The organism is Vibrio owensii CAIM 1854 = LMG 25443 (assembly GCF_000817815.1).
GTDB lineage: Bacteria > Pseudomonadota > Gammaproteobacteria > Enterobacterales > Vibrionaceae > Vibrio > Vibrio owensii.
The window spans coordinates 67,143-92,970 of record NZ_JPRD01000028.1; the positions used below are offsets into that span (position 1 = coordinate 67,143).

The following is a 25,828-nucleotide window of genomic DNA, read 5'->3' on the forward strand; positions in this document are numbered from 1 at the left end:
AAATTCGATATCGATTAGACTCAAAAGAGTCAAAGTGAATTGCAAGGAGTGGCTATGCTCTCGTATCAGGTCAATCGAAGTATCGAAATTGAAAAGACACAAAGTGACATCATCGAGTACTTGAAAGACTTTACTCATTGGCCAGAGTGGTCGCCGTGGATCATTATGGAGCCAGAATGCGAACTCACCTACAGTGATGAACAAGGTGTGGTTGGTTCTGGGTATCAGTGGAATGGTCATCGTATCGGGACAGGGGCGATGGTACTTGAGAGCACGCAAGAACACCGCCTAGATATGGAACTTCACTTCTTTAGACCATTCAAAAGTCACGCAAAAGTGACGTTTTTAGTGACGCCGTCACAGAATGGCTGCACGGTTGAATGGTTGATGCAATCGCGAGTTCCTTGGTTTTTGTTCTTCTTGAAAAGCATGTTTAAGTCAATGATTGGGATGGATTATGACCGCGGACTTCGCATGCTGAAAAGTCAGATGGAAACGGGCCAAGTGCTGTCTCAGCTTACCGACGTCGGTTCCCGCAAACAAAATGAAATTAACTACATTGGCTTAATGGGGGCCGGAACCATTCCAGAATTGGGGACCGTCATGCAAGATCATGTGGCGCGATTGTACGAGATGGCAGAGCGAGAAAGCTTACCAGTGACAGGGGAGTTATTCTGTTACTACCTTTCTATGGACATGAAGCAAGGTTACTTCGAATTCATCACTTGCTTGCCAGTGAAAGCAGGCGTCGCAGCTACTGGCGATTTTGTGGCTGGGACGATCCCTGAGTGTGAAACTTATGTGGTTGAACACAAAGGTGAGTACTGGTTCTTAGGGAATGCTTGGTCGTTTGTCATGAATCTTACTCGACAAAACGGCATCAAAGTCAAAACCAAGCCATTGGGTATCGAGCGTTACCTGAACAATCCAAATGAAACCGAAAAAGCAGATTTGTTGACGGAAGTGATTGTCTTCAAGAAATGATGTGCGTTGTAAAACTATGAAGCAACGCCATGTTTCATCTCAACTGCATGATAGTATTCGTTTATAAATTAGAACGATACACAAGTTGATGCGTGCCCTTGTTGCACCATCGTATTATGTCATGGATGAGATATGAAGCTTAAATACCCCCTAATTACTGCCTGCCTTTTTGCCACGAATACCTTTGCAGATGATGCACCAAAGAACATTATATTTATGATCGGTGATGGCATGGGCCCCGCGTTTACCACCGCTTATCGTTATTACCACGATGATCCAAAAACCGAAGAGATTGAACCGACTATCTTCGATTCCATTTTGGTTGGTATGGCGAAAACATACCCTGATGATGTCACTTATGTTACCGACAGTGCGGCAAGCGCAACGGCTCTTAGTACAGGTGTGAAAAGTTACAATGGTGCAATTGCGGTGGATACCGATAAGCAGCCAATCAAAACCATGTTAGAGATGGCAAAAGAAGAAGGGATGACGACAGGCTTAGTGGCAACGTCACAAATTAACCATGCGACCCCAGCAAGTTTTGCCGCGCACAATGAATCCCGCCGAAACTACGATGCCATCGCCAATGACTACATCGACAACAAAGTGGATGACCAACTGCCAGTAGACTTACTGCTGGGTGGTGGTGTGCGCTATTTCGAGCGTGATGATCGTAACCTTGTTGATGAGTTCAAGCAGCAAGGCTATCAGTACATCACGGATTTCAAACAACTGCCTGCGCTGCAAACCTTACCTGCATTAGGTTTGTTTGCAGACAAGGCCTTTCCGTTTGCACTGGATGAAAATCCAACACGATTAGAACAGATGACCAATAAAGCCTTGTCACTACTGCAGCGTCAGGACAATGGTTTCTTTGTCATGATTGAGGGGAGTCAGATTGACTGGTGTGGCCATGCGAATGATATTGCATGTGCAATGGCAGAGATGAGCGACTTTGCCAAGTCCGTAGAGTTAGCGAAAGCCTATGTGGATGGTCATCCCGATACTTTATTGGTGGTCACGGCCGATCACTCCACTGGCGGTTTAACGCTTGGCGCGAATGGACAGTATCAGTGGGATACTGAAGTGATCAAAGGCGTTCATAAAACCGCATGGCCTTTGGCGATGTCTCTTGCGCAGTCGAATGACATGATCGCGACATGGAATGAGTCTGTTGATTGGCCTTTGTCTAAAGAGCAAGGTAGAAAACTGGCTTATGCGAAATTGAGTGAGGAGCCGGCAAAAACGCTCTACAAGGAAGTAAAAGCCATCATCAACGAGAAGAGCTACACCGGCTGGACAACAAAGGGGCACACTGCGGTTGACGTTCAAGTGTTCGCTTATGGCAAAGGTTCTGAGCAGTTTGTTAGTTCACAAAATAACACCGACATTGCCAAGAAGTTGATTTCATTCATCCAAGATTAACAGGGTAGATTGTTACGTGAACTTGTCGCCTAGATCACCGTTTTATGGGTAATTTTGCATGACAAATAGAGCGAATTAGCATAGCTTGGTTTTTGTGCAACATGCAGTGCGGAATCTTTGATGTGATGCGTATAGAGAATAAAGCAAACCCTTATGTAACCAGTAGTCAGCTCGATTTGAAAAACGCCAGTCGTTATATGAATCTGGCGTTTAAAGCGAATCGAATTGATGTGAGTGCAGAGTTGAGTACCCAAACTGGAAAGCCAACTATGGTGATCAAGAATGAGGATGGGGCGGTTGTGCGTCGTATTGATGGTCAAAAGATCATAAATAAAATGAACCACGTCGATACTTACGTTTGATGTGACACTTCAAAGTGAAAATGAACCAAATAAAAATGCCTCAGCAATTGCCGAGGCATTATTTTTATCGCCCTATAACGCTAACTCAAGTGTTACGTCATAGTGCTCAGAGCCAACTTCTCTTTGCTAGAGAATTATTGTGCACGGAATTTACCGCTGTTTAGTTCAATTTTAGACGCTTTTACGCGACTGTCAGCATTCAAGTAATCGCTGATACCAAGCAGGTCTTGGCCCTCAGACGCTTTGAATACCGCAGACTCACCTTGTGCAAATACAACGTCAAGCTTGAGTTCTTTAGCCACGGCTTTCGCATCCGCTGGATTTTTCACGGTAACGAAAATCAGGCCAGTGGCTTTTGATACGTTGCTAAACGCGTTCTTAAACACTTCATCGCCTGCATGCAGTTCTGCCGCTTCTGAAAGGTTATTGACAGAAAGTTTGCGGTAATCTTGGCCGTTAATCTCGACGGCATCTGATGCTACAAACAGCTCAGGTGCTGGTTGTTCTGCTAGTTGTTGCTCTGCATGGACAGCGGTTGCCATAGTCGAAAGAGCCAGAATAGAAAATGTCATAAATTTCATGTGAATGACTCCTTAGTGACCGAAGATACGCATAGACCAGTTTTTAATAACACCAGGTTTTGCGTTGTTTGCCATCGGTACATCATAGATAGCTGAAGAGTTGAAATATGCAATGAATGAGAACACTTCATCACCGTTTGTATCGATAGCGCGTAGCGTCCATTCCCCTTTTGCGTCCTCGCCGTAGAACTGGTTAGAAAGCAGAAGTTGGTTCTCATAGCCTGTCACGTTTGGATCGAGCGATTGACCAACAAGGCCGTTACGCGGCGTTTGTAGAACAGAACGCGTGCCTGATGGAGAAATCAGTTCGATTGCCAAATCAGGTAGACGTGAGTGCTCAAGCGTGAGTTTCACCTGTACCGATTCAACCGTAATGTCATTGGTCACTGCGATAGCTGAAGAGCCGCCAACCAAGCTTGCATCTGGGACGCTGACTTCTGTCGCATTGCTCGCCCAAGGAGTAATGATCTGTGCAGGCAGAACATTGTTTGTCATGCGAGCACGTTTCATTGCTTCATCAAGGTTAACCGCACCAAAGCCATAGAAGGTGTGGAAGTCGACGCCCGCTGCGTTTTTCTGCCATGGTGAGATTGCTTCGTAGCTCACCAGTTCACCTTGGTTGTTTACGAACTCAAGCTGAACGCCAGGGTGATCTTTGTCAGTCACGCTTGCGGTTTCCGCGAGCAGCGCACGCACGTCACGAGCGGTTAGCGCATGGTTTGTCGACATAATTGCCGCAATCGCACCTGAAGTGTTTGGCGCAGCAGAAGAGGTACCATTCATCGTGCTGGTGTAGTTACAGCTCGGATCTCGCTCTGTACCACCGTGTAGGCCGTTGATACCAAGATCAGCGCTGGTGTTTTGACCTTCTTCACAGCCCATCAAGTCGGTTGTGACCATAGCTGGGAAATCTTGACCATATTCGCCGGCTGGTGCAGCAACCCAAACGTTAGCACCAACGGAAGAGTAACTCGCACGAGTACCGTCGGCACGAAGTGCACTAGTGACTAGGTTGTAATAACTTGAGTTGTCGTAAGATTGTGCCGAGTTGTGCATTGGTAGCCCTTGGTTACCGCCGCCTGCGAAGAAATCGCTTGGAAGCACAAAGAAACGACCAGTGTTGAAGTAGCGGTATCCATTACCTGCAGACTTCACGAAGACCGCACCTCGGCCCCAAGCATTGCTTTCGCTGACGTCCTTCATCACATCCATTTCGAGTTTGAACTGTGGATCGTTCTCATCGAAAGGAATTGGTGTGATAGGGCTAAAGCCATAGCTTTGGTTGAATACACGGACATCGCTAGTGGACGCGTCTGCACCGTGTGAAATCAACCAACCTTCAAGAGTTTGGTTAGCGAGCCAGTTAAAGCCCATTAGAGACGAGCGAGAAGCAACGCCGCGAACACCTTCACCGTTGTTACCAACCGCACTGATTAGGCCAGCAACAGCAGTACCGTGGCCATTTGCGTCTACTGGGTAATCGGCTGGGAATGGTGAATCTTCAACGAAGTTTCTGCTACCTGTGACTACGTTACCCGCAAGGTCTGGGTGGTCGATCTGTACACCAGAGTCAATGACCGCAACTTTTACGCCGACACCAGCAATGCCCATTGCTTGTGTCAGTTTGGTGTTTAAGTCGTTACCCGCAACAGCAGGGTTAGCTGCAAATGCAGTTTGACCTGTGTTATCGAGGTGCCATTGCTCTGAGTAGAGCGGATCGTAAGCCGAGACGGCAGGTGAAATGCCTACTGCTAACATCGCAGCGAATAGGCGATTAATGCGTGTTTCCATTTGTGACCTCATGTCTTTGTTTGGAATTTTTGTCCCTGTTCGATACTCCTTTAAACAGGTCTAAACAAAGCTAGCGGGTAAGAATGGAGACGAAAACTGTTTACATCTTATTTACTTTTGTTTTTCGACGCACGACATTATCTTGACGTTAAATGCTTGAAGTCACGGAAGATTCTAGATATTTGGAGAAAAGATTGCGTGTTTAAAAAGCAGGAAAATTAGAGTAATTTCCTGCTTTTTATGGAATGGGGTGATTTATATGGCAGGTTGTATGGTTGGCTCAGGTTCTGTAGGGGCTTGTTCTTTACGAGACAGCAACCCGTCAACCACTTTTTCTACATAGAACTTCTTGTATTCTTGATCGCACCAACGTTTGTTTAAGCCTCTGCGATTAAACTCAGCGCCAATGGCAACGCGAGTTTGGTTGGATGCTCGATTGTAATACAGGGTTTCACATAGCTGTATGTTGCTCATTTGTTGAGCGTATACATTCACACTGCTGCTTCTCATTCCCAATTGTGCGGCTTGTTGATTGCTGCATGCGGCCAAAATGAATGGCGACAGGGCAGCAATAATCCATGTTTTTTTCATTGTGCTTTCTATGACGTCGAGTGAATTTTGAACTGGTTTCGTCCAGCTTGTTTGGCATCATACAGAGCTTGGTCAGCAGCGAAAAACCATTGATCCCACTCTTGTTTGATGGATTGCGCGCTTAACTCGTTAACCGCGCCGAGAGAGATTGTCGCGCCTAGAGAGTCTGAGTCAACCTCTAGGTTGTTGTTTTCAACTGCAAGTCTCAAACGGTCTAAGGTTTTTGCGCAGTCGTCGGCGTGGCGGATTTCAAATAATAAGACGAACTCTTCACCACCCCAGCGTACCAGTAAGTCTCCGGAGCGAGTTGCTTCATCAAGGATACGCGCGACATGAGTCAGCATCTTGTCACCCAAGTCATGCCCGTATTGGTCGTTGAACGTTTTAAAGTGGTCAATATCAATCACGGCCAAAGCAAACTTACGCCCCGGGCTGCGTTTCGCCATGTTATCTAACCAATTCGGCAGATAACGTCGGTTATGTATCTTAGTCAACGGGTCGGTAGTGTTTTGCTGAGTGAGCTCTTCGTTGATCTTGTTCATCTGACGAATGTAGCGGAATAGCCAGAAGCCAATCGCTGCCACAATGAGAAAATAAAAGATTTCGCGATAGCGCTGCGACTCAAGTTCCGATGCTTGCAGGGCATTTTTCGCTTCAAGCAATGTCAGTTCTTTTTGAGCAAGTTTGGCTTCTAAATCGAGCTTGATATTAATCATCTCGTCGCCATGAACATGATTGTCGAAGCTTTTCTCTAAATTACGTAGACGGCCCAAGTTGTCGAACGCTTTTTCAAAGTTCTTCAATTCCTGATGAGCACGAACCAAGACCAAGTAAAGATCCATTTGTTGTTTGGTTTCTGCACTTGCAGTTTCACTTAAGCCCTCTAGCGCGAGTTTCGCACTTTCAATCGCTTGTTCGTATTTGCCATCTTTCAGATAGGCTTCGGCAAATGCCTCGTGACAAGCGGCTTTCATGCCTTTTAGTTTTTGCGGGTTAGGGAGGTCTAAGCAAGCTTGAGCTAACTTATAAGACTCTTCCATTTTACCAAGCGTGCTAAGTAGCTGCGATAAATTAGAAACGGAGTTGTGTTTTATTCTTACGGAACCAGTATCCATAGAGAGCTTAGCTGCACGCTCAAAGTAATGTTCCGATTCTTCGTATTTGCCCATTCCGTAGTTAATGACACTCAAGTTCGCATACATAATTGCAAGGAACAGGCTGTTGTCGTATTTCTCGTTGCTATTGAGATAACCACTGATCGCTTGGTCAAGATAGGCTTTAGCGCGATCCCAGTCAGACAGCTCCATGTAGAGCGATGCGATGTTATTAAGAGTCATCGCAGTCTGGATTTCAAATTCAGAGTCTTCAAGCAAATCGTAAGCGGTGCGATAGTGTTTTAAACCAGTTTGTACTTGCGCTCGTTGTACTTCCGCATTACCAAGCCAACGGTAAGCTCGGCCTTGTAGCGAGTTGTAACCGATTTGGCGTGAAATGTTGATGACGTCATGCAGCAGCAATTCGCCTTGCCAAACGTCGTCTGCTTCCACCAATTCGACGGCTTGGTTTAACTTGGCTTCAGCGATGACCCAAGGTAACTCGTGCTTTTTGCCAAACGCCACAAGATCAGGAATCTCGGGTAGGGGAACCCCTTCATAACGTTCTAGATAAATACGCGCAAAATAGTACAAGGCTTCTGAATTTGGTGAAGCATCAGCGGGAAGCGTTAAATCGCTTGATTTGATAGAACGAGGCTTGCCGATGGAGTCAAAGTAGAACTCAAGCATCGGATAGTCTTTTATGGTGAGATGGTGTCTGAGATAGCTTTCTTTATTCGCGTTATCTGCCGCAATGCTATTTGTCGAGCACATAGCGCCAAACACAATCGGAAATAGGTATCGTAACGTTTTAAACGGGAAAAGCTTTAGGCTGTTGATAAAAGCTAACTCTATAAATTGAAACACCCTAAAAGTTTATCACTTCTTATCAGTGAACACCCACAGATTTATCTATTTTATCTGTTTGAAAAAGTTAGTTATTAGATGAATGTAATTAGGCATATGAAATATGGGCGTTTTTAAAAAGACCTACTTAAAAACGAACGCCTTGATAGGGTGGTTAATCTTGGTTAGCTCGTGTTTGCTGCAATGAAAAAAAGCTTGAAACACGTTAGCGCGCAATGGTTGAAGAAGGGAAATGAGTCTTAAAAAATCGTTCGATCTCTAAAATTTCATCAGACTGTCATAAATATTTAATATTGGTATGTCTTGTGAAAAAAGGTGTTTTTAGACATAGTGTTATTAAGCCATGAAAAATTGGCTGTTCTAACAAAAAAGGAGATTGCCTATGCACAACGAAATGATTCAACCTTCCCGCTTCGGTATTATCGGCCGTACTTGCATCGCGTCAGTACTAATGATCGCAGGCGTTTTCACTCTCATGTAATGAGACAGTAATTTTTCATTACTGATTAGAAAACCATAGCAAAATTCAGGGAATTACCTTAATAAAAAATAAGGTATTCCCCTGAAAATCCCACCTAAGTCTCTTTTCTTAACTCAACAAGCTAAAAACCAACGCACTTACTGCAACAATACCCGTCATCAGTACAAAGTATGTCGATACTTTTCCACGATATTTGTGCAGTGCTTTCACTTTGTATACCGACAACATCGGCATAATGAACAAGATCATCGCGATAACCGGGCCAGATAGTGCCTCCATCATACCCAAAATGCTTGGGTTCATGATTGCCGCAATCCAAATAGACACGAATAGCACCACAACACTGATGTGATCAACACGGCGTTTCGGCATATCTGAATGCTTAGTGATCAAACCATTTAGGCTTTCACGTGCACCCAAAAAGTGGCCAAGGAAAGAAGAGGTGATCGCGACAAATGCCACAAGCGGACCAAGTGTTGCGATAAATGGGTTGTCCGTAGCGTTAGCTAAGTAAGAAAGTACAGATACGTTCTGTGACTTTGCCTCTGCCAGTTGTTCTGAAGAAAGCGCTAATACACAAGAAAACACAAACAGAAGAACAAACGCGATCAGCATGATGCTAGTACGGCGCAAGATAAGCTCTGATTTTACGTCCGCACCTTCTCCATAATGGCGACGCTGTACATTTGCAAAGCTAGAGATTGCTGCCGCGTGGCTGAACGAGAAGATCACCACAGGAATCGCTAACCACATTGTGCTTGCGAAAGATGACATTTCTGGTGCATCCATCACTGGCATGCTCCAGTTTGGCATTAGATAAAATGAAAGAAACGCCAGAATTGCAACCAATGGGTAAACCATGATGGCAAACGCACGTAGCATCACCTTTTCACCCGCCATCATGATAGCAATTAAGCTAAACACCAATACGCCAGACAGTAGGGCGCGCGGTAATGGCTCCATACCTGCTTGGTTGACCATGAAGCTGTCAACGGTGTTGGTAATACCTACACCATAGATAAGAAGAATCGGGAAGATAGAAAGAAAATACAGCAGCGAAATGGAACGGCCCGCTTTCGCGCCAAAGTGTTCTTCTACAACATCGGTAAAGTCTGCGTTTTTGATCTTTGATGACAGTACGAAACGAGCGAGGCCACGGTGCGCTAGGTAAGTCATTGGGTATGCAAGAATCGCCATGACAACCAGCGGCCAGAAACCACCAATACCAAGGTTTATTGGTAAGAACAGAATGCCAGCACCTACGGCAGTACCAAACAAGCTTAATACCCAATGAGTATCGTGTTTTGTCCAAGTATTTGTTGTGTTTAATTCACTAAAATTTAACGTATCTCGAGATTCTTTCACTTAAAACTCGCCTTTATAAAAATAATAATCGCGCGGATGTTATATGTTTTAGTGATTGTTATCACATTGGCCAAGTGGTGAATCGTGCTAGTGAAAAGGCAGGGCTGTAAACTATCGAACCATGAAAATTTGAAAAAAGCGATATATAGTTCCAATTAGGTATGTGTAAATTGAAACTATATCGCGAAATATTATGATTTTATGGTTTTAGATGTTGTGGTTAAGCTTTGTTCGATAACATTGTAAGGTGGTCAGAAAGCGGCAGTGGTCTTGCGACCCCAAACCCTTGAGCAAACTGGATATTTAGCGCTTTCAATGTATCGATGTGATCTTCTGATTCGACAAACTCGGCAACCGTGACCAACTGCATGCTGCAGGCGACTTGGCTGATGGCTTGGACGATGATTCGGTCATTTTCACTGTCGACAATGTTTTTCACGAATGAGCCGTCTACTTTCAACACGTCGAGGGGAAGGCGACGCAAATAATCGAAGCTCGCATAACCGGTGCCAAAATCATCCAGTGCGATGGTGGAACCTGCTTTTCGAAGTCTGTTTAAGTTGTGAATTGCAATTGGTTCATTACGAAGTGCATCCGACTCAGTTATTTCAAAACACAGTTTGTTCATCGGGATCTGGTGTAGCTCCGCTTCGGTTTGAATGTCTTCGGCTAAACCCTGTGAATTCAGCGCTTTGGCGGTCAGATTGATGGCACATCGTCCGATCGAGTCCCAATCTTCAATATGGTTTTTTAGCGCTTTGAAAGTGTTTTCGATTACCCATTTATCTAGCTCTTTCTCTAACCCGAATTCGTTGATCAAAGGGAAAAACTCAGCCGGAGACATAAGCTCCCCCTGTTTGGGCTTAAGGCGCAACAAAATCTCAAAGTGGGCGTTTTGAGTGTTATCCGATAGCGCTCGATAAGGCTGACAATAGAGCTCAAATTCGTTTTCGCGAAAGCACTGTTGGATGAAGCTCAATTGGTTAAGTGTCTTATTTTCTTCTTGATTGTGTGTTACCCAGTTCACGCATGCGGTGTCGCGACCTTGTTGCTCGCACAGTTTGGAGATCAAAGGATCAAGATTGTGGTTTCCGTAGATGGAAGCACACTGGATTGTACGTTTTACAAGGCTTACCGCGCTGTCGTCGAAGTAAAAATAGAATCGATCTAAAAGCCCAATCAATTTGGATAATTCGCTTTCCATCTTAGGCAGTTTTGGGGCAAAACAGAGTAACCCACTGGCAAAAGGTGGCAAATAAGCGCGTTTTAAATGCTCGGTATTGGCTGCCAAGTATTGGCTTAACTGTTTCATAAGTTGCGCGCGGCCTTGGTGCCCGAGACCGTTGAGTTTGGAAAGGGTTGGTTCAAGGTCAATGTAGATCAATGTCGCGTGAGTTTGCGTTGCGACATCTTCTTTTAATTGCGCGAGATTGTATAACCCTGTAAAGCTATCGATGCGTTCTTTTCGAATCGCATTACGTGTCGTGACATAGTTCTTTATTGTATGAGCACCAAGCATAAAAGTGAGCATGGTCAGTACAAACAAAACCAGCAACATCGCATAAACTTGTTCACGTGATATGAAACCTAGGTTGTAGCGGCTGATGATGTTCTCGACACAAACGAGCAATGTTGCAGCGCCAATCAGCATTGGACGAAGCAAGCCAAACTTTCCGAGCCCCATGCCGACCAAACACAGCAGCATTAAGCTAAGCGTATTCAGAGTCAACGGGTTTTGTGCCGAGATTCCGGCCACTAAAAACAGCGCACACACCATCAGCCACAGCCGATAATGCAAAGGGTTGGAGTAGGCTGCCATCATGGCACGATCAAGTTTTATGTAAGGCGCGTTTTCTCCATCAAGTACATAGCTAAGGCCAAGGCTTAGCAGTGGGGTAAGTACCATTTGAGTCAGGATTGCGCTTAACACTGAGTAAGCGACAAACTCGAAAGAAAAGTCAGAGGATCCACCTAGCATTACACTGATCAACATGAGCAATGCGGTGTTTGCAATTGGATAGAGTATTCCGATAAACGCGGCATAGTAGCCAAGTTTAACCGTGAAGTTATACGCAGCAACGCGCTTTAAGGCCGCACGATACAACTGGCAAAACAACAAAGGCAGTGCGGGGAGCAGCACAGAAAACAGCACCGCCATTTCCCATGGACGCTTGGAAAAGAATCCATAGTAAAACAGCAGTCCTGCCACGATAGTCGGGAGGACTCGCCAACTGTATCGCAGCGTTACGGTAACAACGAAAGCAGCCGTAAAAGAGAGTACGTGAACGCGATCTTGCGCAATCACATAGAAATTGGAGAGGCTATAGCTAACTTGTATTGCGCAAAAGATTAGGATTTGAATGCCTAAAAACTGCCACCACTTTTTATTTTTATAATCGAGCAAAGGGTTGATTTGCTCGAATCCAGACACCGACATTATCCACTCTAATTCTGACAACTAAATCGAAGCGCTGACGTAAACGCGAGTTCTTCATTTCCATGATGATTCGCCTAGCAAAATGAGCGTTGTTGCTCATGTTGGACGGTGTTCGTCCGTATTGTTTTTATTATTTTTGCATATAAGAGCGGCGATTATTCAACAAAAAAGCGCTAACAATCAAATAAAAACTGGTACGACGTTCCGTTTATATGAAAGAGCTCTCATGGAAAGTCGCGCAGAATACTTCAATTTAGAGGTACGACTATCAATAAAATCGAAAGAAGTTCATGAAATCGTTAGGTTCCGTCTCATTTCGCCACTATATTTCGTTCGTCATGCCGTAAAAAGAAGAGACCACAATGAAGATCATCTCAGCAGAAAAACAAGATTTAGTTGTACTATACGAGCTCGAACACAAGCTGTTTGGGCATCATGCATATCCAAGATTCTTCTTCAGACAAGCATTTGATTGCTGGCAACAGGGATTGGTGGTTTCCAAACACGGCGAGCAAGTCACAGGCTATGTTTTGATGGCACAAAGTGATGAACAAAACACCCATTGGATCTTGTCACTTGCGGTAGATAGTCAGCATCGAGGAAAGGGGATTGCACGTTCGCTAGTGGAGAATGTAATCGCAAAGGCAAGTTCCGGTTCTGTCATTAAGTTAACGGTCGATCCAAACAATGCGCCGGCTTACAAGTTGTACACTTCGTTAGGCTTTAAGGTTCTGGAAAAAGAAGAAGATTATTTCGGTGATGGAGAGCCGAGACTGGTTATGGCACTAGCCCGTTAATCTTGCACTTCTGTGATTCAAACTCGCACCTAATCAGTGCATTGCCAATTATAAAGTGAGAGTGGGTTTTGTTAAGTTTTTGAAATATAACGCAATATATAATTGGCATCGGGTTTGCAATTTAGATTACGTTCATCGTTAACTCGATGCGCCGCTTTCCCTTAGCAGGCGGTTAAGCGGATAGGGTATTACTTTTTTGAGCTTTTATAGGCAATGCAGCCTCTCTCGTTTCGGGAGAGGTTTTTTTTCGCTTGTAGCTCGTCATTCTAAGGAAAGAATCAGGGGGCGGAATGTCGCAAGGATGCAAAAAAACCACTTGTCCCTATTGTGGTGTTGGATGTGGTGTCGAGGTCAATGCGAAAGGAATCGTTGGGGATACGTGTCATCCTGCAAATGCGGGATCACTGTGCGTAAAGGGCGTCGCGCTGGCAGAGAGTTTGAATATGCCTTCGCGCTTGCTGTATCCAAAGCTTGTTACCAAGCAGCGACCTCAAGGGCAAGAAGTGCAATGGCAACAAGCCACGGATCTGATTGCAGAAAAGATTCATCAAGCGAAAGCGGAGTTTGGACCTGATTCCGTCGCTATGTATGTTTCTGGTCAGTTGTTGACGGAAGACTATTACGTCGCCAACAAACTCATGAAAGGCTATGTTGGCAGCGCAAACATCGATACTAACTCCCGTTTGTGTATGTCTTCGGCGGTTGCGGCTCATGTACGAGCATTTGGTGAAGATGTCGTTCCCGTCAATTACGACGATATTGATAAGACTGAGCTATTGATAATTTGCGGTGCTAATACCGCTTGGACGCATCCTGTTTTATTCCGACGTATTCAACAAGCGAGAGAAAACAATCCTAACCTCAAGCTGGTGGTCATTGACCCGCGTGAAACGGTCACTGCACAGCAAGCGGATTTGCATCTACCGATTAAAAACGATGGGGATGTATCACTTTTTAATGGGCTGCTTAAGTTTCTTATTGAGCAGCAATGCATTGATTCTGAATACATAAATTCCTATACCGACGGGTTTGATACACTTAAAGAAGAAGTCTCTGACTTGCGTTACGATGTCACTAATCTAACGTCTTCAATTGGGATTTCAGAAGAAAAACTCACGACATTCTTCCAATGGTTTGCGCAAAGCCCAACCGCAATCACGTTGTTTTGCCAAGGGGTTAACCAAGCCGAAAATGGTGTCGATAAAGGCAATGCCATTATTAATGCACACTTGGCGACAGGTAAAATTGCCAAGTCAGGTTGCGGGCCATTTTCTATTACAGGTCAACCGAATGCGATGGGTGGACGAGAAGTGGGTGGTTTGGCAAATCAATTAGCGGTTCATCGTGCTTTTGACGCAGAGTCCATCAAGCAAGTGCAGACGTTCTGGGATTCACCAGAAATTGCCACTCAGCCCGGTTTAAAAGCCGTTGAACTGTTTGAGGCGGTAGAACGTGGTGAGATTAAAGTTCTGTGGATCATGGCAACCAATCCCGTTGTCTCTTTGCCAGATAACCAATTGGTAAAACGTGCACTAGAGATTTGTCCGTTTGTGATTGTTTCCGATATCACAGCGGATTCGGATGTAGCGCATTTTGCGGATCTGTTGCTGCCCGCCGCTGGTTGGGGTGAGAAACAAGGTATGGTAACCAACTCTGAGCGTCGACTTTCTAGGCAGCGCCAGTTTCAAACGCCTCCCGGTGAAGCAAAATCAGATTGGTGGGCGATAAGCCAAGTTGGACAAGCTCTGTGTGCACTGGAAAAGACACAAATTGGCTTTTCGTTTACTTCAGAGCGGGCGGTATTCAGGGAGTATGCAGCGATGACAGGCATGAATGCAGATTCACCATTGAAGCTAGATCTTTCTCAATACGCCAACTTAACCGAGCAAGAATACGAAGAGTGGGTGCCGACACAATGGGGAGGAGAGCGTCCTTTTGCTGATGGCGTCTATTCGCACCCAGATGGTAAAGCACGTTTTGTCGTGACCAGTGAATCTCCAACGCGTTTAGAAAGAACAAAAGGCTGGTGGCTCAATACGGGCAGGCAACGTGACCAATGGCATACCATGACGCGCACAGGGCATATCGCCCACCTTGCCGCCTCTGAGTTAGAACCAACCGTGTACATGAACACTCTCTCTGCTACTCAAAATCGCTTAATAGCAGGACAACTCACCAAGCTGTTTCAGCCTACTTCAAACACCGGTATATATGCCAAAGTTGCCATTGATGAAGGTTTGGGTTTTCAGGAGCTGTTTATGTCAATGCACTGGGCGGGTCGATATGGCGGTGAAAGCGGTGTTAACGCAATAGTAAACAGCGCAAAAGACCCTATTTCTGGGCAGCCTGCGTTTAAGTCATCTCATGTTGAAGTGCAAGAGGCGGCGGTAAAAACTTACGGTATGTTCATTGGTACACAGTTTGATTCCGGCAAGTTTCTCTACAGCGCATTTCAAGCAGAAAGTAATTTAGGCATCTGGCGCTTTGCACACGACAAACGACCAAAGAAGCAGAGTTTTTGTCGAACGGAAAAGAGCCGCAGAATTACGATAGATATTGCCCAAGGTTGGCTAGCAGTGGATTACGACCTTGTTGGAGACGTTCGTATCATTCGCTCTGTTTTAGTGGTGTCTAATGAACCGATTCAAACCGACTACACCAACTTTACCGGCTTGATTGGCAAACCGATGGAGCTATCGCAACTGCTTACCATCACTCAATCGCAAAGCAGTGCCAAACTGGTTTGTAGTTGTTTCCGTGTTACCGATAAACAAATACATGACGCGATGGAGAAACAAGACTGCACTTCACTGACTCAACTTCAAAACAAACTCAAATGCGGTACTAACTGTGGCTCGTGCGTCTCTCAAATCAAACAAATGGTCGACAGCCATCAGCATCAAAAGGGCAAACAGCAAGCGAACCAACAAAGTTTGGCTATTCAAATAAAGTAAGTCATAAAGAGGATAAGCACATGGAAGCGCCTTATCAAAAGTCTTGGTTTAAGAAAGGACAAGCGAGTCAGAAACAAGAACGCTCGTCTCGCTTTTCTAAGCATGATCAAGCAAGCAAACTGAACCAACTTTTAGAAGACCATTCAGTAGACCTAGACGCGAACCACAAAGGTTTTGTCTCGATTGTCGGAGCAGGGCCGCACGATCCTGACTTGTTAACCGTGAAGGCTGTAAAAGCGATTATGTCGGCAGAGGTGTTGCTTTACGACCGTTTGGTTAACAAAGATATTTTGGAGTTGGCTTCGTCACAAGCTGATTGGATTTACGTGGGCAAAAGATGCGGACAACCCAGTATTGGTCAGGAAGAAATTTGTGACTTGATGGTATCGCTCGCTCAGCAAGGAAAGCGAGTTGTACGCTTAAAAGGGGGAGATCCTTTCGTATTTGGCCGTGGAGGTGAAGAGGCATTAGCACTCGTAAAACACTCAATCGCTTACGAAGTCATCCCCGGTATTACTGCTGCGATTGGATGTTCAGCAAACAGCTTGATTCCGCTGACTCATCGTGGCGTTGCTCGCAGCGTTACCTTTGTGACAGGGCAAGTGGTAACAGGCGCATTTGAGGCGTGGAGCCAACTGATGCAAAGCGGACAAACGTTAGTCTTCTATATGGGGTTAGAAAAGTCATCGCAAATACAAACGGGTTTAATTGGCTCTGGTTTGAGAGCAGATTTCCCAGTCGCGATCATCACTCATGGTTGCAGCCCTCAACAGCAAGTTCATGTTACCCAACTCAATCAGCTCAATGATTTATCGATTACACTTAAAGGCGTGAGCCCAGCATTGATTGTGATGGGAGAAGTTGTCAAACTGCGCGAACAACTAATAGAAACCGTACAGTCAGTGACGGAATACGAGGGAATATGAGCAGCATTTTGGAATGTATTAGAACAGTCGGTCGTGGCGAACGTGGTAGAAAACCACTGAACTTCGACCAAGCGTTTCGAGTTATGGATGAATACCTAAACGGTGAGTGCGACGACGATCAGATGGCAATGCTGTTGATGCTGATCCGTGTACAAAACGAGACTCAACAAGAAATCGCTGGCTTTGTAAAAGCATTCCAATCCCGCATGCCAGCTATTGGTGCAGACATTGACTGGCCATGTTATGCAGGCAAACGTGAAGCGGCAGGTCAACCTTGGCACCTGTTGGCAGCAAAGATCCTCGCCGATAATGGTCATAAAGTGTTGATGCACGGCTATCACGACCGCCAATCTGGTCGTTTACACGCTGAAGACTACCTCGACAAATTTGCTATTACGAAAGCGGAATCAGCAGAAGACGCAAAGCGTGTATTAGAAACACAAAACATTGTGTATCTGCCGCTCAGTGTGTTTGCTCCTCAAGCAGAAACCATGATCGGTTGGAAGAATCGTTATGGGCTTAGAACGCCGATTAATACCGTGGTTCGAGCATTGAATCCGGGGCAGGCGACGGTTGGTATTCGTGGTAGCTTCCATCCTGGGTTCCAACAACTTCATGCTGAAGTTGAATACGAGATTGGTCAAACCGCTCATGCCGTTGTGTCATTCAAAGGACAATCGGGTGAGTCCGAATACAACCCGAAAGTAAGCCAAACAGTATGGTTAAGCCAAACAAGCGGCGTGACATCGCATTACTGGACGGAACAAATGCTGTCTGAGGTGCCAATGCCTGCAAACTGCCCGTTTGGAACGTCAGAAGACGACATGAACCAAATGGCAAATACGGTTCTTGCCACCATGACGGTGGTGCTATTTGCACAAATGCACGACAGAGAAAAAGCATTCGAACGTGCCTTCTCTTACTGGCAAGCCTATTGCGGCCAACAATAACGCACTATTGTCAATTAATGTAAAACCAACGACGCAAAGTTGTTGAATCTGAATCCATTATCTATTGTTTGAAGAAGGTAAAAGATCCTAGCTCGCCAATGATGTGTTTCACCACCTTGCTCCGTATCAGAGTGGTGAAACCGCAGTTTTAGCCTCAATCGCGTTCGTTTCTCGCTTCGCTTTTGAGAATGAGAAATTCCCATATGGTAAGACACAGAGGACATGGATAATGGTTCTAAAGCATACCACTCCTAGTGAAAAGGCTTCTCACCCAATCCCGCAAGAAGCCTTCGATTGGTACGACGAATACGCCCACGGAAAAATCACGCGCCGTGAGTTTCTTAACAGGCTGGGTGGCCTTGCGGTGCTTGGCTTTAGCATGACAGCACTGGTCGATGCGTTAACCCCGAATTACGCACTCGCAGAACAAGTTTCATTTAACGATCCTGACATCAAAGCAACTTACGAAACCTTTCCATCTCCAAATGGGCATGGAGAAGGGCGTGGTTATTTGGTGATGCCACAGAAGAAGACCTTAAAATCGCCGACCGTGTTGGTGATTCATGAAAATCGAGGTCTGAACCCTTATATCAAAGATGTCGCAAGACGACTTGCAAAAGACGGCTTTATTGCTTTCGCTCCAGACGCGCTTTATCCACTCGGCGGCTACCCGGGGAACGATGATGAAGGTCGCGCAATGCAGAAAGAGATGGACAGAGCCAAGATCGAACAAGACTTTATTGCAGCCGCTAACTTCCTCAAACAATACGAGGGTGGCAACGGTAAATTGGGCGCGGTTGGATTCTGCTTCGGTGGATACATTGTCAACATGCTTGCAGCAGTTATGCCAGAAGAACTCGATGCAGGTGTGCCATTCTATGGAACACCCGCGGCGCAAGAGATCCAAAAGCAAGTCAAAGGGCCATTGATGATTCACTTTGCAGGGCTCGATAAACGTGTTAACGACACATGGCCTGCTTATGAGCAGCAGTTAATCGCGACCGACGCACAGTATCAAGCGTTAATGTATGAGAACGTCAACCATGGTTTCCATAACGACTCAACAGCACGCTACGCACCGGAAGAAGCGGCACTCGCTTGGGAACGCACACTCGGCTTCTTCAAAGAACATCTCGCTTCTAGTTAAAAGGCTTCTACTTTAGTTGGCACATTCCTTGTTATGTCTCTCTTAGTGAGTGAGATATAAACAAGGAATGTGCATGACTCAATCAACGTCAAAAACACCCATCATAGTGTGCTGTGATAGCCTCCAAGAGCAGGCTCGATTGTCCGGCTTATTGAGCAAAGATTACGACAACATCATCGGCTGCCAATTGGCACAACTAGAAACGTTAATGCAACGAGAACCGTCGGCAAGCGTTGTGGTTGGATGGCAGCAACCAACCGCGGAACTGCGTTTGATCGTCGATTTCTGCCGCCGAAAATCGGCACCACTTCTTATCGTCTTAAAGCAGTTATCATCTAATGATATCAATCGGTTATCAGAAAAAATGGACTATGTGCTCATGCCGCACGACAGTGAGTTTGCGCTTCAGCCTTGGATTGAACATGCGACACTAGTGAGAGCGAAATTCGAAAGTATGCAATCGGAAATTGAATCGCTGACCCATAAGATTGAAGAGCGCAAGCTGGTGGAAAAAGCCAAAGGTCTGCTGATGAAGATGCACAGCGTTGATGAAGAACAGGCGTATAAAGCGCTAAGAAATTCAGCCATGCAATCGAGCCAAACGCTCGCACAAGTTGCCAAGAATTTGATAACCACCTTGGAGGTCTTGGATTAGGTGTTCTACCACTTTGGGGTTAGGGTGCTTTTTCTAACGTGGTGCGTGTTGCACTATCAGCAAGCAATAACAGGGAATAACAAACGGCAATATATACTAATTTATTGTATTTACTGTGAAAAATAAGTTGGCACAGTAATTGGATTAGTAGAATTGGGTTTATTGTTGAATCGCTTATCTCAATTATCAACGGCGGTAATTGTAGACTTAGCAACGGCGCTACTGCTCTTCGGAGTAGTGGCGCTTTTTTTATGGGAGCAAACCAATGAAATGGAGTTCGATGCTGAAAGTGTCAGCAATTTCGTTATCGGTATTCACCACGGTCAGCGTAAAGGCAGAGTTGGGTGAGCCAGAAATTGAAGACCTGAAGTTTGGTTTTATTAAGTTGACCGATATGGCACCGCTGGCGGTTGCTTATGAGAAAGGTTTTTTTGAAGACGAAGGCTTGTACGTCACTTTAGAAGCGCAAGCAAACTGGAAGGTGCTATTAGACCGAGTCATCGATGGTGAGCTTGCTGGTGCGCACATGCTTGCTGGGCAGCCATTGGGCGCGACGATTGGTGTCGGCACAAAAGCAGAAGTGATTACCGCGTTCAGTATGGATTTGAACGGCAACGCAATCACGGTTTCCAATGATACTTGGGAACAGATGAAGCAATACATTCCAAAGCAACCAGATGGCAAACCTGTTCACCCAATCAAAGCGGATACGCTGAAGCCTGTGGTCGACAGCTATCTAGATAAAGGCAAACCGTTCAACATGGGCATGGTGTTCCCTGTATCGACACACAACTATGAGTTGCGTTACTGGTTAGCGGCAGGCGGGATTCATCCAGGTTTTTATGCACCAGACTCAGGTGATAACAGTGGCCAGTTGGATGCTGACGTTCTTTTGAGCGTTACACCGCCACCACAAATGCCAGCAACAATGGAAGCGGGCACGATCAAAGGGTACTGCGTAGGCGAACCATGGAACCAACAAGCCGTATTCAAAGGTATTGGTACGCCAGTCGTGACTGATTACGAGATTTGGAAGAACAACCCAGAGAAAGTATTTGGTGTTTCCAAAGCTTGGGCTGAGAAGTATCCAAACACACACATTCGCGTAGTGAAAGCCTTGATTCGAGCGGCACATTGGTTGGATGAGAACGACAATGCCAACCGCCAAGAAGCAGTGAAGATGCTATCAAAAAGCGAATACGTTGGAGCCGATGCCGAAGTTATCGCCAACTCAATGACCGGCACGTTTGAATACGAGAAAGGCGACAAACGAGACGTGCCAGACTTCAACGTGTTCTTCCGTCATAACGCCACATATCCGTACTACAGCGATGCGATTTGGTATCTGACTCAAATGCGCCGTTGGGGACAAATCTCAAGCGAGAAATCCGATGATTGGTACATGGATGTGGCCAAAGAGGTTTACCGTCCAGATATCTACCAACAAGCAGCTCAAGCGCTAATTGAAGATGGTGTGTTGAGCAAAAAAGACTTCCCAGATTTCAGCGCTGAAGATGGTTTCCGTGCGCCACAAACACATTTTATCGACAACATCGTTTATGACGGCCGTGAGCCAAATAAATATCTAGAGAAGTTTTCTATCGGGCTTAAAGGAAAAGACAAGGTTTAACCATAACGATAAACGCCACAGGCGAGGGAATTCGCTTGTGGCAACAAGGATGTAAATTTCTTAGGAGTGAGTATGTCTAGTAATGTCATTTCCCTGTTTCCTGCTAAGCAGGTAGTGAACCGAAGTCGGCTGGTGCTTTTGCCCGTCATTGGCTTGCTGATCTTTTTGGCAATGTGGCACTTAGCAGCGAGAGAAGTGCAAACCTCATTAGGTACGCTACCAGGGCCAGTGCAAACTTTTCAGCAGTTCAGCAACCTTGTCGATGACCATTGGCAAGAGCGAGAAAAGGAACAAGCGTTTATCGAGCGTCAGGAAAAGCGCAATGCTGCGAAGTTAGCGAAGAATCCAGACGCGGAAGTGAAGATTCGTCCTTACACAGGTAAACCGACGTTCTTCGACCAAATCGTCACGAGCTTAGTGACTGTAACCGCGGGCTTTTTGCTGGCGACGGTTATCGCGATTCCACTTGGCATCGTGCTTGGTCTGAATCAAGGACTGTATCAAGCGTTCAACCCAATCATTCAACTGCTCAAGCCTGTATCACCTTTAGCTTGGCTGCCTATCGTCACTATGGTTGTAAGTGCCACTTATGTGAGTGATGACCCGATGTTTGCTAAGTCGTTCATCAACTCTCTGATCACTGTAGCGCTGTGTAGCTTATGGCCGACGCTGATTAATACCGCAGTGGGTGTAACGAGCGTTGATAAAGACTTAATCAACGTGAGTAAAGTGCTTCAACTTTCGTGGTGGCAACACATTCGCACTATCGTTTTACCTTCTGCCATTCCAATGATCTTCACAGGTTTACGTCTCTCTTTAGGTATCGCTTGGATGGTGTTGATTGCGGCAGAAATGCTCGCTCAGAACCCAGGGTTAGGCAAGTTCGTTTGGGATGAATTCCAGAACGGCAGTTCGGCATCATTGGGGCGCATCATGGTGGCAGTCATCACCATTGGTTTTATCGGTTTGATGCTCGATAGAGGCATGCTGCAACTTCAAAAGTGGCTGTCTTGGAATAAACAACAAGCGTTGAGATAAGGGAAAAGATCATGGAAAAAGCATTATTAGATCTAACGCGTTTAGGGATGCGATTCCCAACGCCAGATGGCGAGTTCATCGCGCTTAAGAACGTTGATTTACAAATCAATAAAGGCGAGTTTGTATCCCTAATTGGTCACTCTGGCTGTGGTAAATCAACGGTATTGAACTTAGTCGCAGGGCTACACATGCCAACAGATGGCGGCGTGATCGTCGATGGACGAGAAGTAGCTGGACCAGGACCAGACCGCGCAGTGGTGTTCCAAAACCATTCATTATTGCCTTGGTTAACCGTGTATCAAAACGTTGAGCTCGCAGTAAAACAAATTGCCGGCAAAAGGGGCAAAGCGTGGATTCAGGAACAAGTGAATCACTATTTGGAGCTGATTCAAATGCAGCATGCCGCGCACAAAAAGCCGGATGAAATCTCGGGTGGTATGAAGCAGCGAGTCGGCATCGCCAGAGCACTGGCACTTCAACCAAAGGTTCTACTGATGGATGAGCCATTTGGCGCGTTGGATGCGTTAACTCGTGCGCATTTGCAGGATGCTCTGATGAAGATTCAAGCCGAGCTAAACAACACCGTGATCATGATTACTCACGATGTGGATGAAGCGGTGCTGCTATCCGACAAAATCGTGATGATGACCAACGGACCGGCAGCAACCATTGGTGAAGTGTTAGAAGTGAATCTACCTCGCCCTCGTGAGCGTGTAGCACTGGCAGATGATGCGCAGTATCAGAAGTGTCGACAAGCAGTGCTGAAGTTCCTTTACGAGAAGCAATCCAAAGTCGAGATTCCTGCTTCGAAAGAAGACAAACCCAAAACCGCAGCGCAAACGGCATAAGGAGGCAGCAATGAACAGTCCTTTAACGATCCCAGTAAAGAACGCATTGAGCCACATCGTTGTGGTAGGTAATGGTATGGTCGGGCAACACCTTGTCGAGCAATTGGTACAGAAAAACGCGCATTTGGAGCACCGAATTACCGTGATTGGTGCAGAGCGCTTTATCGCGTATGACCGTGTACAGTTGTCCTCTTTGTTTGCGGGCAAATCTCATGATGATTTGATGCTGAGTACCCAAGAATGGTACGACATGCATGGCATCCAACTCGTACTTGGCAGCCAAGTAACAGGCATCGACAGAGAGCAAAAGCGCATTCTGCTTGATGGTGAAGATGTGCTGGGTTACGACCAACTCGTGCTCGCGACCGGTTCGTATCCATTTGTGCCGCCAATTGAAGGTAAAGACCGAGACAACGTGTTTGTCTACCGCACGCTTGATGACCTTTCACAAATCAAAAAGGCATGTGAAGGCGCAAGAACAGGCGCAGTGATTGGCGGCGGCTTGTTGGGTTTAGAAGCGGCAAACGCTCTTAAATTATTGGGGTTAGAAACTCACGTTATTGAATTTGCACCCCGCCTGATGCCCGTGCAGTTAGACGATGGTGCTGGCTTAGTGCTAAAAGAGAAGATTGAAGCGCTGGGGCTAACTGTTCATACCTCGACGGGTACGGAGCGAATCTGCGATGGTGAAACGGCTAAGCATCGTATGGTGTTTAAAGACAAAGATCCTCTCGAAGTGGATGTGATTGTCTTTTCCGCAGGTATTCGCCCTCAAGATGAGTTGGCAAGGCTGGCTGAGCTAGAAGTAGGCGAGCGAGGCGGCATTGTGATTAATAACCAATGCCAAACCAGCGATGAGAACATATACGCGATTGGCGAATGTGCGCTGTGGGAACAGAAGATCTTTGGTTTGGTCGCTCCCGGTTACACCATGGCGAGAACCACTGCCGATGTTTTGACTGGTATGCCGAGCGAAGGCTTTAAAGGTGCGGACATGAGCACCAAACTTAAGCTGCTTGGGGTGGATGTGGCGTCTATCGGCGATGCACAAATGCAAACCGAAGGTGCTCAAGAAATGGTCTTGCAAGATGCGGTCGCAGGCATCTACAAAAAGCTGGTAGTTGATGCGAGTGGCACTCAATTGCTTGGTGCGATTCTCGTTGGTGACAACAGTGACTACGATGCGCTCTTACAGTGTTATTTGAACAAAACTGTCTTGCCAGACCACGCAGCGAACCTGCTGTTTGATACCGGAATGCTGGACGGAGAGATGCCAGACAGCGCTATCATCTGCTCTTGTCACAACGTCACAAAAGGCGACTTAGTTGCCGAGATTCAAGCCGGCACTACCAACCTGACAGACCTTAAAGCCAACACCAAAGCCGGTACTGGCTGTGGTGGCTGTAGCAATATGGTGAAGTCGGTATTGGATACTCAATTGGCAGCCATGGGGGTAGAGGTTAACAACCACCTTTGTGAGCACTTTGAGCTTAGTCGCCAAGAGATGTTCCATATTTGCCAAGTGGGACAAATCAAAGACTTCGACACCTTAATTGCACTGTATGGCAAAGGGCATGGGTGTGATATCTGTAAGCCAACGGCGGCATCTGTGTTCGCTTCTTTGTGGAATGAACACATCATGGAGCCTCAACATCAATCTCTGCAAGATTCTAATGATGCCTTCATGGCAAACCTGCAGAAAGACGGCTCTTACTCGATAGTGCCTCGTGTTCCGGGCGGCGAAATCACACCAGACAAACTTATCGTGCTAGGCGAAGTTGCTCAGCAATACGATCTGTACACCAAGATCACTGGCGGTCAGCGCGTGGATTTATTTGGTGCGCAGTTAGAACAGCTTCCTGAAATCTGGCAAACCTTAATCGATGCTGGTTTTGAAACAGGGCACGCCTACGGCAAATCGGTGCGCACCGTGAAATCTTGCGTGGGTTCTACTTGGTGTCGTTATGGTGTTGATGATTCGGTTGGATTAGCCATTGAGTTAGAGAACCGCTACAAAGGATTGCGAGCGCCCCATAAGCTTAAGTTTGCCGTATCGGGCTGTACTCGCGAGTGTGCAGAAGCGCAAAGTAAAGACATTGGGGTGATCGCTACTGAAAACGGCTGGAATCTATACGTTTGCGGGAATGGCGGTATGAGACCAAGACACGCGGATTTGTTTGCATCCGACTTATCCAAGTCAGAGTTGATCACCATGATCGACCGAGTTTTGATGTTCTACGTCAGCACCGCTGATCGCTTGCAGCGCACGTCGGTGTGGATGGAGAACATGGAAGGGGGCCTAGATTACCTTAAACAAGTGATTTTGGATGACTCTCTCAACCTATGTGATTCTTTGGATGAACAAATGGCACGAGTCGTAGATACGTATCAATGTGAGTGGAAGAGTACGTTGGATAATCCTCAGAAATTGCAACGCTTCCGTCCTTTCTTGAACAGCACGTCGGGCAGCAAAGTCTTGCCGTACCAACGTGTGCGCGGTCAGCGTATTCCAGTGAAACAGGAGGTGTAAATGGCAGCTTTAACCAAAGTGAAATTGTGTCAGCTTGATGACTTAATGCCGTTTATCGGTGCTACTGTATTGATTGAAGGCGAGCACGTTGCGCTATTCTACATTCCAGATAGCGGTGTTTACGCCGTTCAAGATTGGGACCCAATTGGTAAGGCTTATGTGATGAGTCGAGGGATTGTCGGTGATATTGATGGTGAGATGTGTGTTGCATCACCACTATATAAACAGCACTTCAGTTTAAAGAGTGGGCAGTGTTTAGAAGACGATGCGTACTGTCTAAAAACGTGGCAAGTAACGGTTGACGATAATCAGGTTTGTTATTTAGTCGAAGAATGATCTCCGAAGTTAGCTTGCTCGATATGAGTGAATTCTTCG

20 protein-coding genes are annotated in these 25,828 nt (G+C 46.0%); 14 read left to right on the forward strand and 6 right to left on the reverse strand.

The window, feature by feature from the left end:
* Positions 1-54 precede the first annotated feature (54 nt).
* The 3 genes from H735_RS16400 to H735_RS16410 all read left to right on the forward strand — a co-directional run bounded on the left by H735_RS16400 (position 55) and on the right by H735_RS16410 (position 2,771).
* On the forward strand, positions 55-984 hold the full coding sequence (locus tag H735_RS16400) for an SRPBCC family protein (protein WP_020197297.1): 930 nt from the start codon (positions 55-57) through the stop codon (positions 982-984).
* A gap of 132 nt (positions 985-1,116) precedes the next feature.
* Positions 1,117-2,409: an alkaline phosphatase gene (locus H735_RS16405; RefSeq protein WP_020197298.1), complete on the forward strand. Its 1,293-nt coding sequence runs from the start codon at positions 1,117-1,119 to the stop codon at positions 2,407-2,409.
* Between the two features lie 101 nt (positions 2,410-2,510).
* A complete protein-coding gene (locus H735_RS16410) occupies positions 2,511-2,771 on the forward strand; it encodes a hypothetical protein (RefSeq protein WP_005439292.1) in 261 nt (86 codons plus the stop codon).
* A gap of 134 nt (positions 2,772-2,905) precedes the next feature.
* Here the strand turns inward: H735_RS16410 and H735_RS16415 are convergent, their stop codons facing one another.
* From H735_RS16415 to H735_RS16440, 6 genes are all read right to left on the reverse strand, one after another.
* The gene (locus H735_RS16415; protein ID WP_020197299.1) at positions 2,906-3,352 is read right to left on the reverse strand and encodes a hypothetical protein; all 447 of its coding nucleotides are present in this window, start codon (positions 3,350-3,352) and stop codon (positions 2,906-2,908) included.
* 12 nt (positions 3,353-3,364) lie between these two features.
* Positions 3,365-5,143 carry a S8 family peptidase gene (locus H735_RS16420; RefSeq protein WP_020197300.1) on the reverse strand — a complete coding sequence of 593 codons (1,779 nt, stop codon included), beginning with the start codon at positions 5,141-5,143 and terminating at the stop codon, positions 3,365-3,367.
* Between the two features lie 255 nt (positions 5,144-5,398).
* The gene (locus H735_RS16425) at positions 5,399-5,734 is read right to left on the reverse strand and encodes a hypothetical protein (RefSeq protein WP_005439286.1); all 336 of its coding nucleotides are present in this window, start codon (positions 5,732-5,734) and stop codon (positions 5,399-5,401) included.
* A gap of 8 nt (positions 5,735-5,742) precedes the next feature.
* Positions 5,743-7,695: a tetratricopeptide repeat-containing diguanylate cyclase gene (locus H735_RS16430; protein WP_080641617.1), complete on the reverse strand. Its 1,953-nt coding sequence runs from the start codon at positions 7,693-7,695 to the stop codon at positions 5,743-5,745.
* Between the two features lie 589 nt (positions 7,696-8,284).
* Positions 8,285-9,541: an aromatic amino acid transport family protein gene (locus tag H735_RS16435; RefSeq protein ID WP_020197303.1), complete on the reverse strand. Its 1,257-nt coding sequence runs from the start codon at positions 9,539-9,541 to the stop codon at positions 8,285-8,287.
* Positions 9,542-9,761: 220 nt separating this feature from the next.
* A complete protein-coding gene (locus H735_RS16440) occupies positions 9,762-11,978 on the reverse strand; it encodes an EAL domain-containing protein (protein ID WP_020197304.1) in 2,217 nt (738 codons plus the stop codon).
* Between the two features lie 362 nt (positions 11,979-12,340).
* Here H735_RS16440 and H735_RS16445 point away from each other — a divergent pair, with 362 nt between their 5' ends.
* The 11 genes from H735_RS16445 to nirD all read left to right on the forward strand — a co-directional run bounded on the left by H735_RS16445 (position 12,341) and on the right by nirD (position 25,789).
* The gene (locus H735_RS16445) at positions 12,341-12,775 is read left to right on the forward strand and encodes a GNAT family N-acetyltransferase (RefSeq protein WP_020197305.1); all 435 of its coding nucleotides are present in this window, start codon (positions 12,341-12,343) and stop codon (positions 12,773-12,775) included.
* 290 nt (positions 12,776-13,065) lie between these two features.
* Complete coding sequence (locus tag H735_RS16450) at positions 13,066-15,729, forward strand: nitrate reductase (RefSeq protein ID WP_027726797.1); 2,664 nt, start codon at positions 13,066-13,068, stop codon at positions 15,727-15,729.
* A 20-nt stretch (positions 15,730-15,749) separates the two neighbouring features.
* Entirely contained in the window at positions 15,750-16,655 is a 906-nt protein-coding gene (cobA, locus tag H735_RS16455) for a uroporphyrinogen-III C-methyltransferase (protein ID WP_020197307.1), read from the forward strand.
* Entirely contained in the window at positions 16,652-17,605 is a 954-nt protein-coding gene (locus H735_RS16460; RefSeq protein ID WP_020197308.1) for a glycosyl transferase family protein, read from the forward strand. The genes cobA and H735_RS16460 overlap by 4 nt, the downstream gene beginning before the upstream one ends.
* A gap of 229 nt (positions 17,606-17,834) precedes the next feature.
* Complete coding sequence (locus tag H735_RS16465) at positions 17,835-18,752, forward strand: dienelactone hydrolase family protein (RefSeq protein ID WP_005375880.1); 918 nt, start codon at positions 17,835-17,837, stop codon at positions 18,750-18,752.
* A 73-nt stretch (positions 18,753-18,825) separates the two neighbouring features.
* Positions 18,826-19,407 carry an ANTAR domain-containing response regulator gene (locus tag H735_RS16470; RefSeq protein ID WP_012842515.1) on the forward strand — a complete coding sequence of 194 codons (582 nt, stop codon included), beginning with the start codon at positions 18,826-18,828 and terminating at the stop codon, positions 19,405-19,407.
* A 265-nt stretch (positions 19,408-19,672) separates the two neighbouring features.
* Complete coding sequence (locus H735_RS16475; protein ID WP_027726798.1) at positions 19,673-21,037, forward strand: CmpA/NrtA family ABC transporter substrate-binding protein; 1,365 nt, start codon at positions 19,673-19,675, stop codon at positions 21,035-21,037.
* Positions 21,038-21,109: 72 nt separating this feature from the next.
* A complete protein-coding gene (locus tag H735_RS16480) occupies positions 21,110-22,075 on the forward strand; it encodes an ABC transporter permease (RefSeq protein ID WP_012842517.1) in 966 nt (321 codons plus the stop codon).
* An 11-nt stretch (positions 22,076-22,086) separates the two neighbouring features.
* Entirely contained in the window at positions 22,087-22,923 is an 837-nt protein-coding gene (locus tag H735_RS16485) for an ABC transporter ATP-binding protein (RefSeq protein WP_020197310.1), read from the forward strand.
* 10 nt (positions 22,924-22,933) lie between these two features.
* The gene (gene nirB / locus H735_RS16490) at positions 22,934-25,453 is read left to right on the forward strand and encodes a nitrite reductase large subunit NirB (RefSeq protein WP_020197311.1); all 2,520 of its coding nucleotides are present in this window, start codon (positions 22,934-22,936) and stop codon (positions 25,451-25,453) included.
* Positions 25,454-25,789, forward strand: coding sequence for a nitrite reductase small subunit NirD (nirD, locus tag H735_RS16495; RefSeq protein WP_020197312.1), 336 nt, complete (start codon positions 25,454-25,456; stop codon positions 25,787-25,789).
* Positions 25,790-25,828: the final 39 nt, after the last annotated feature.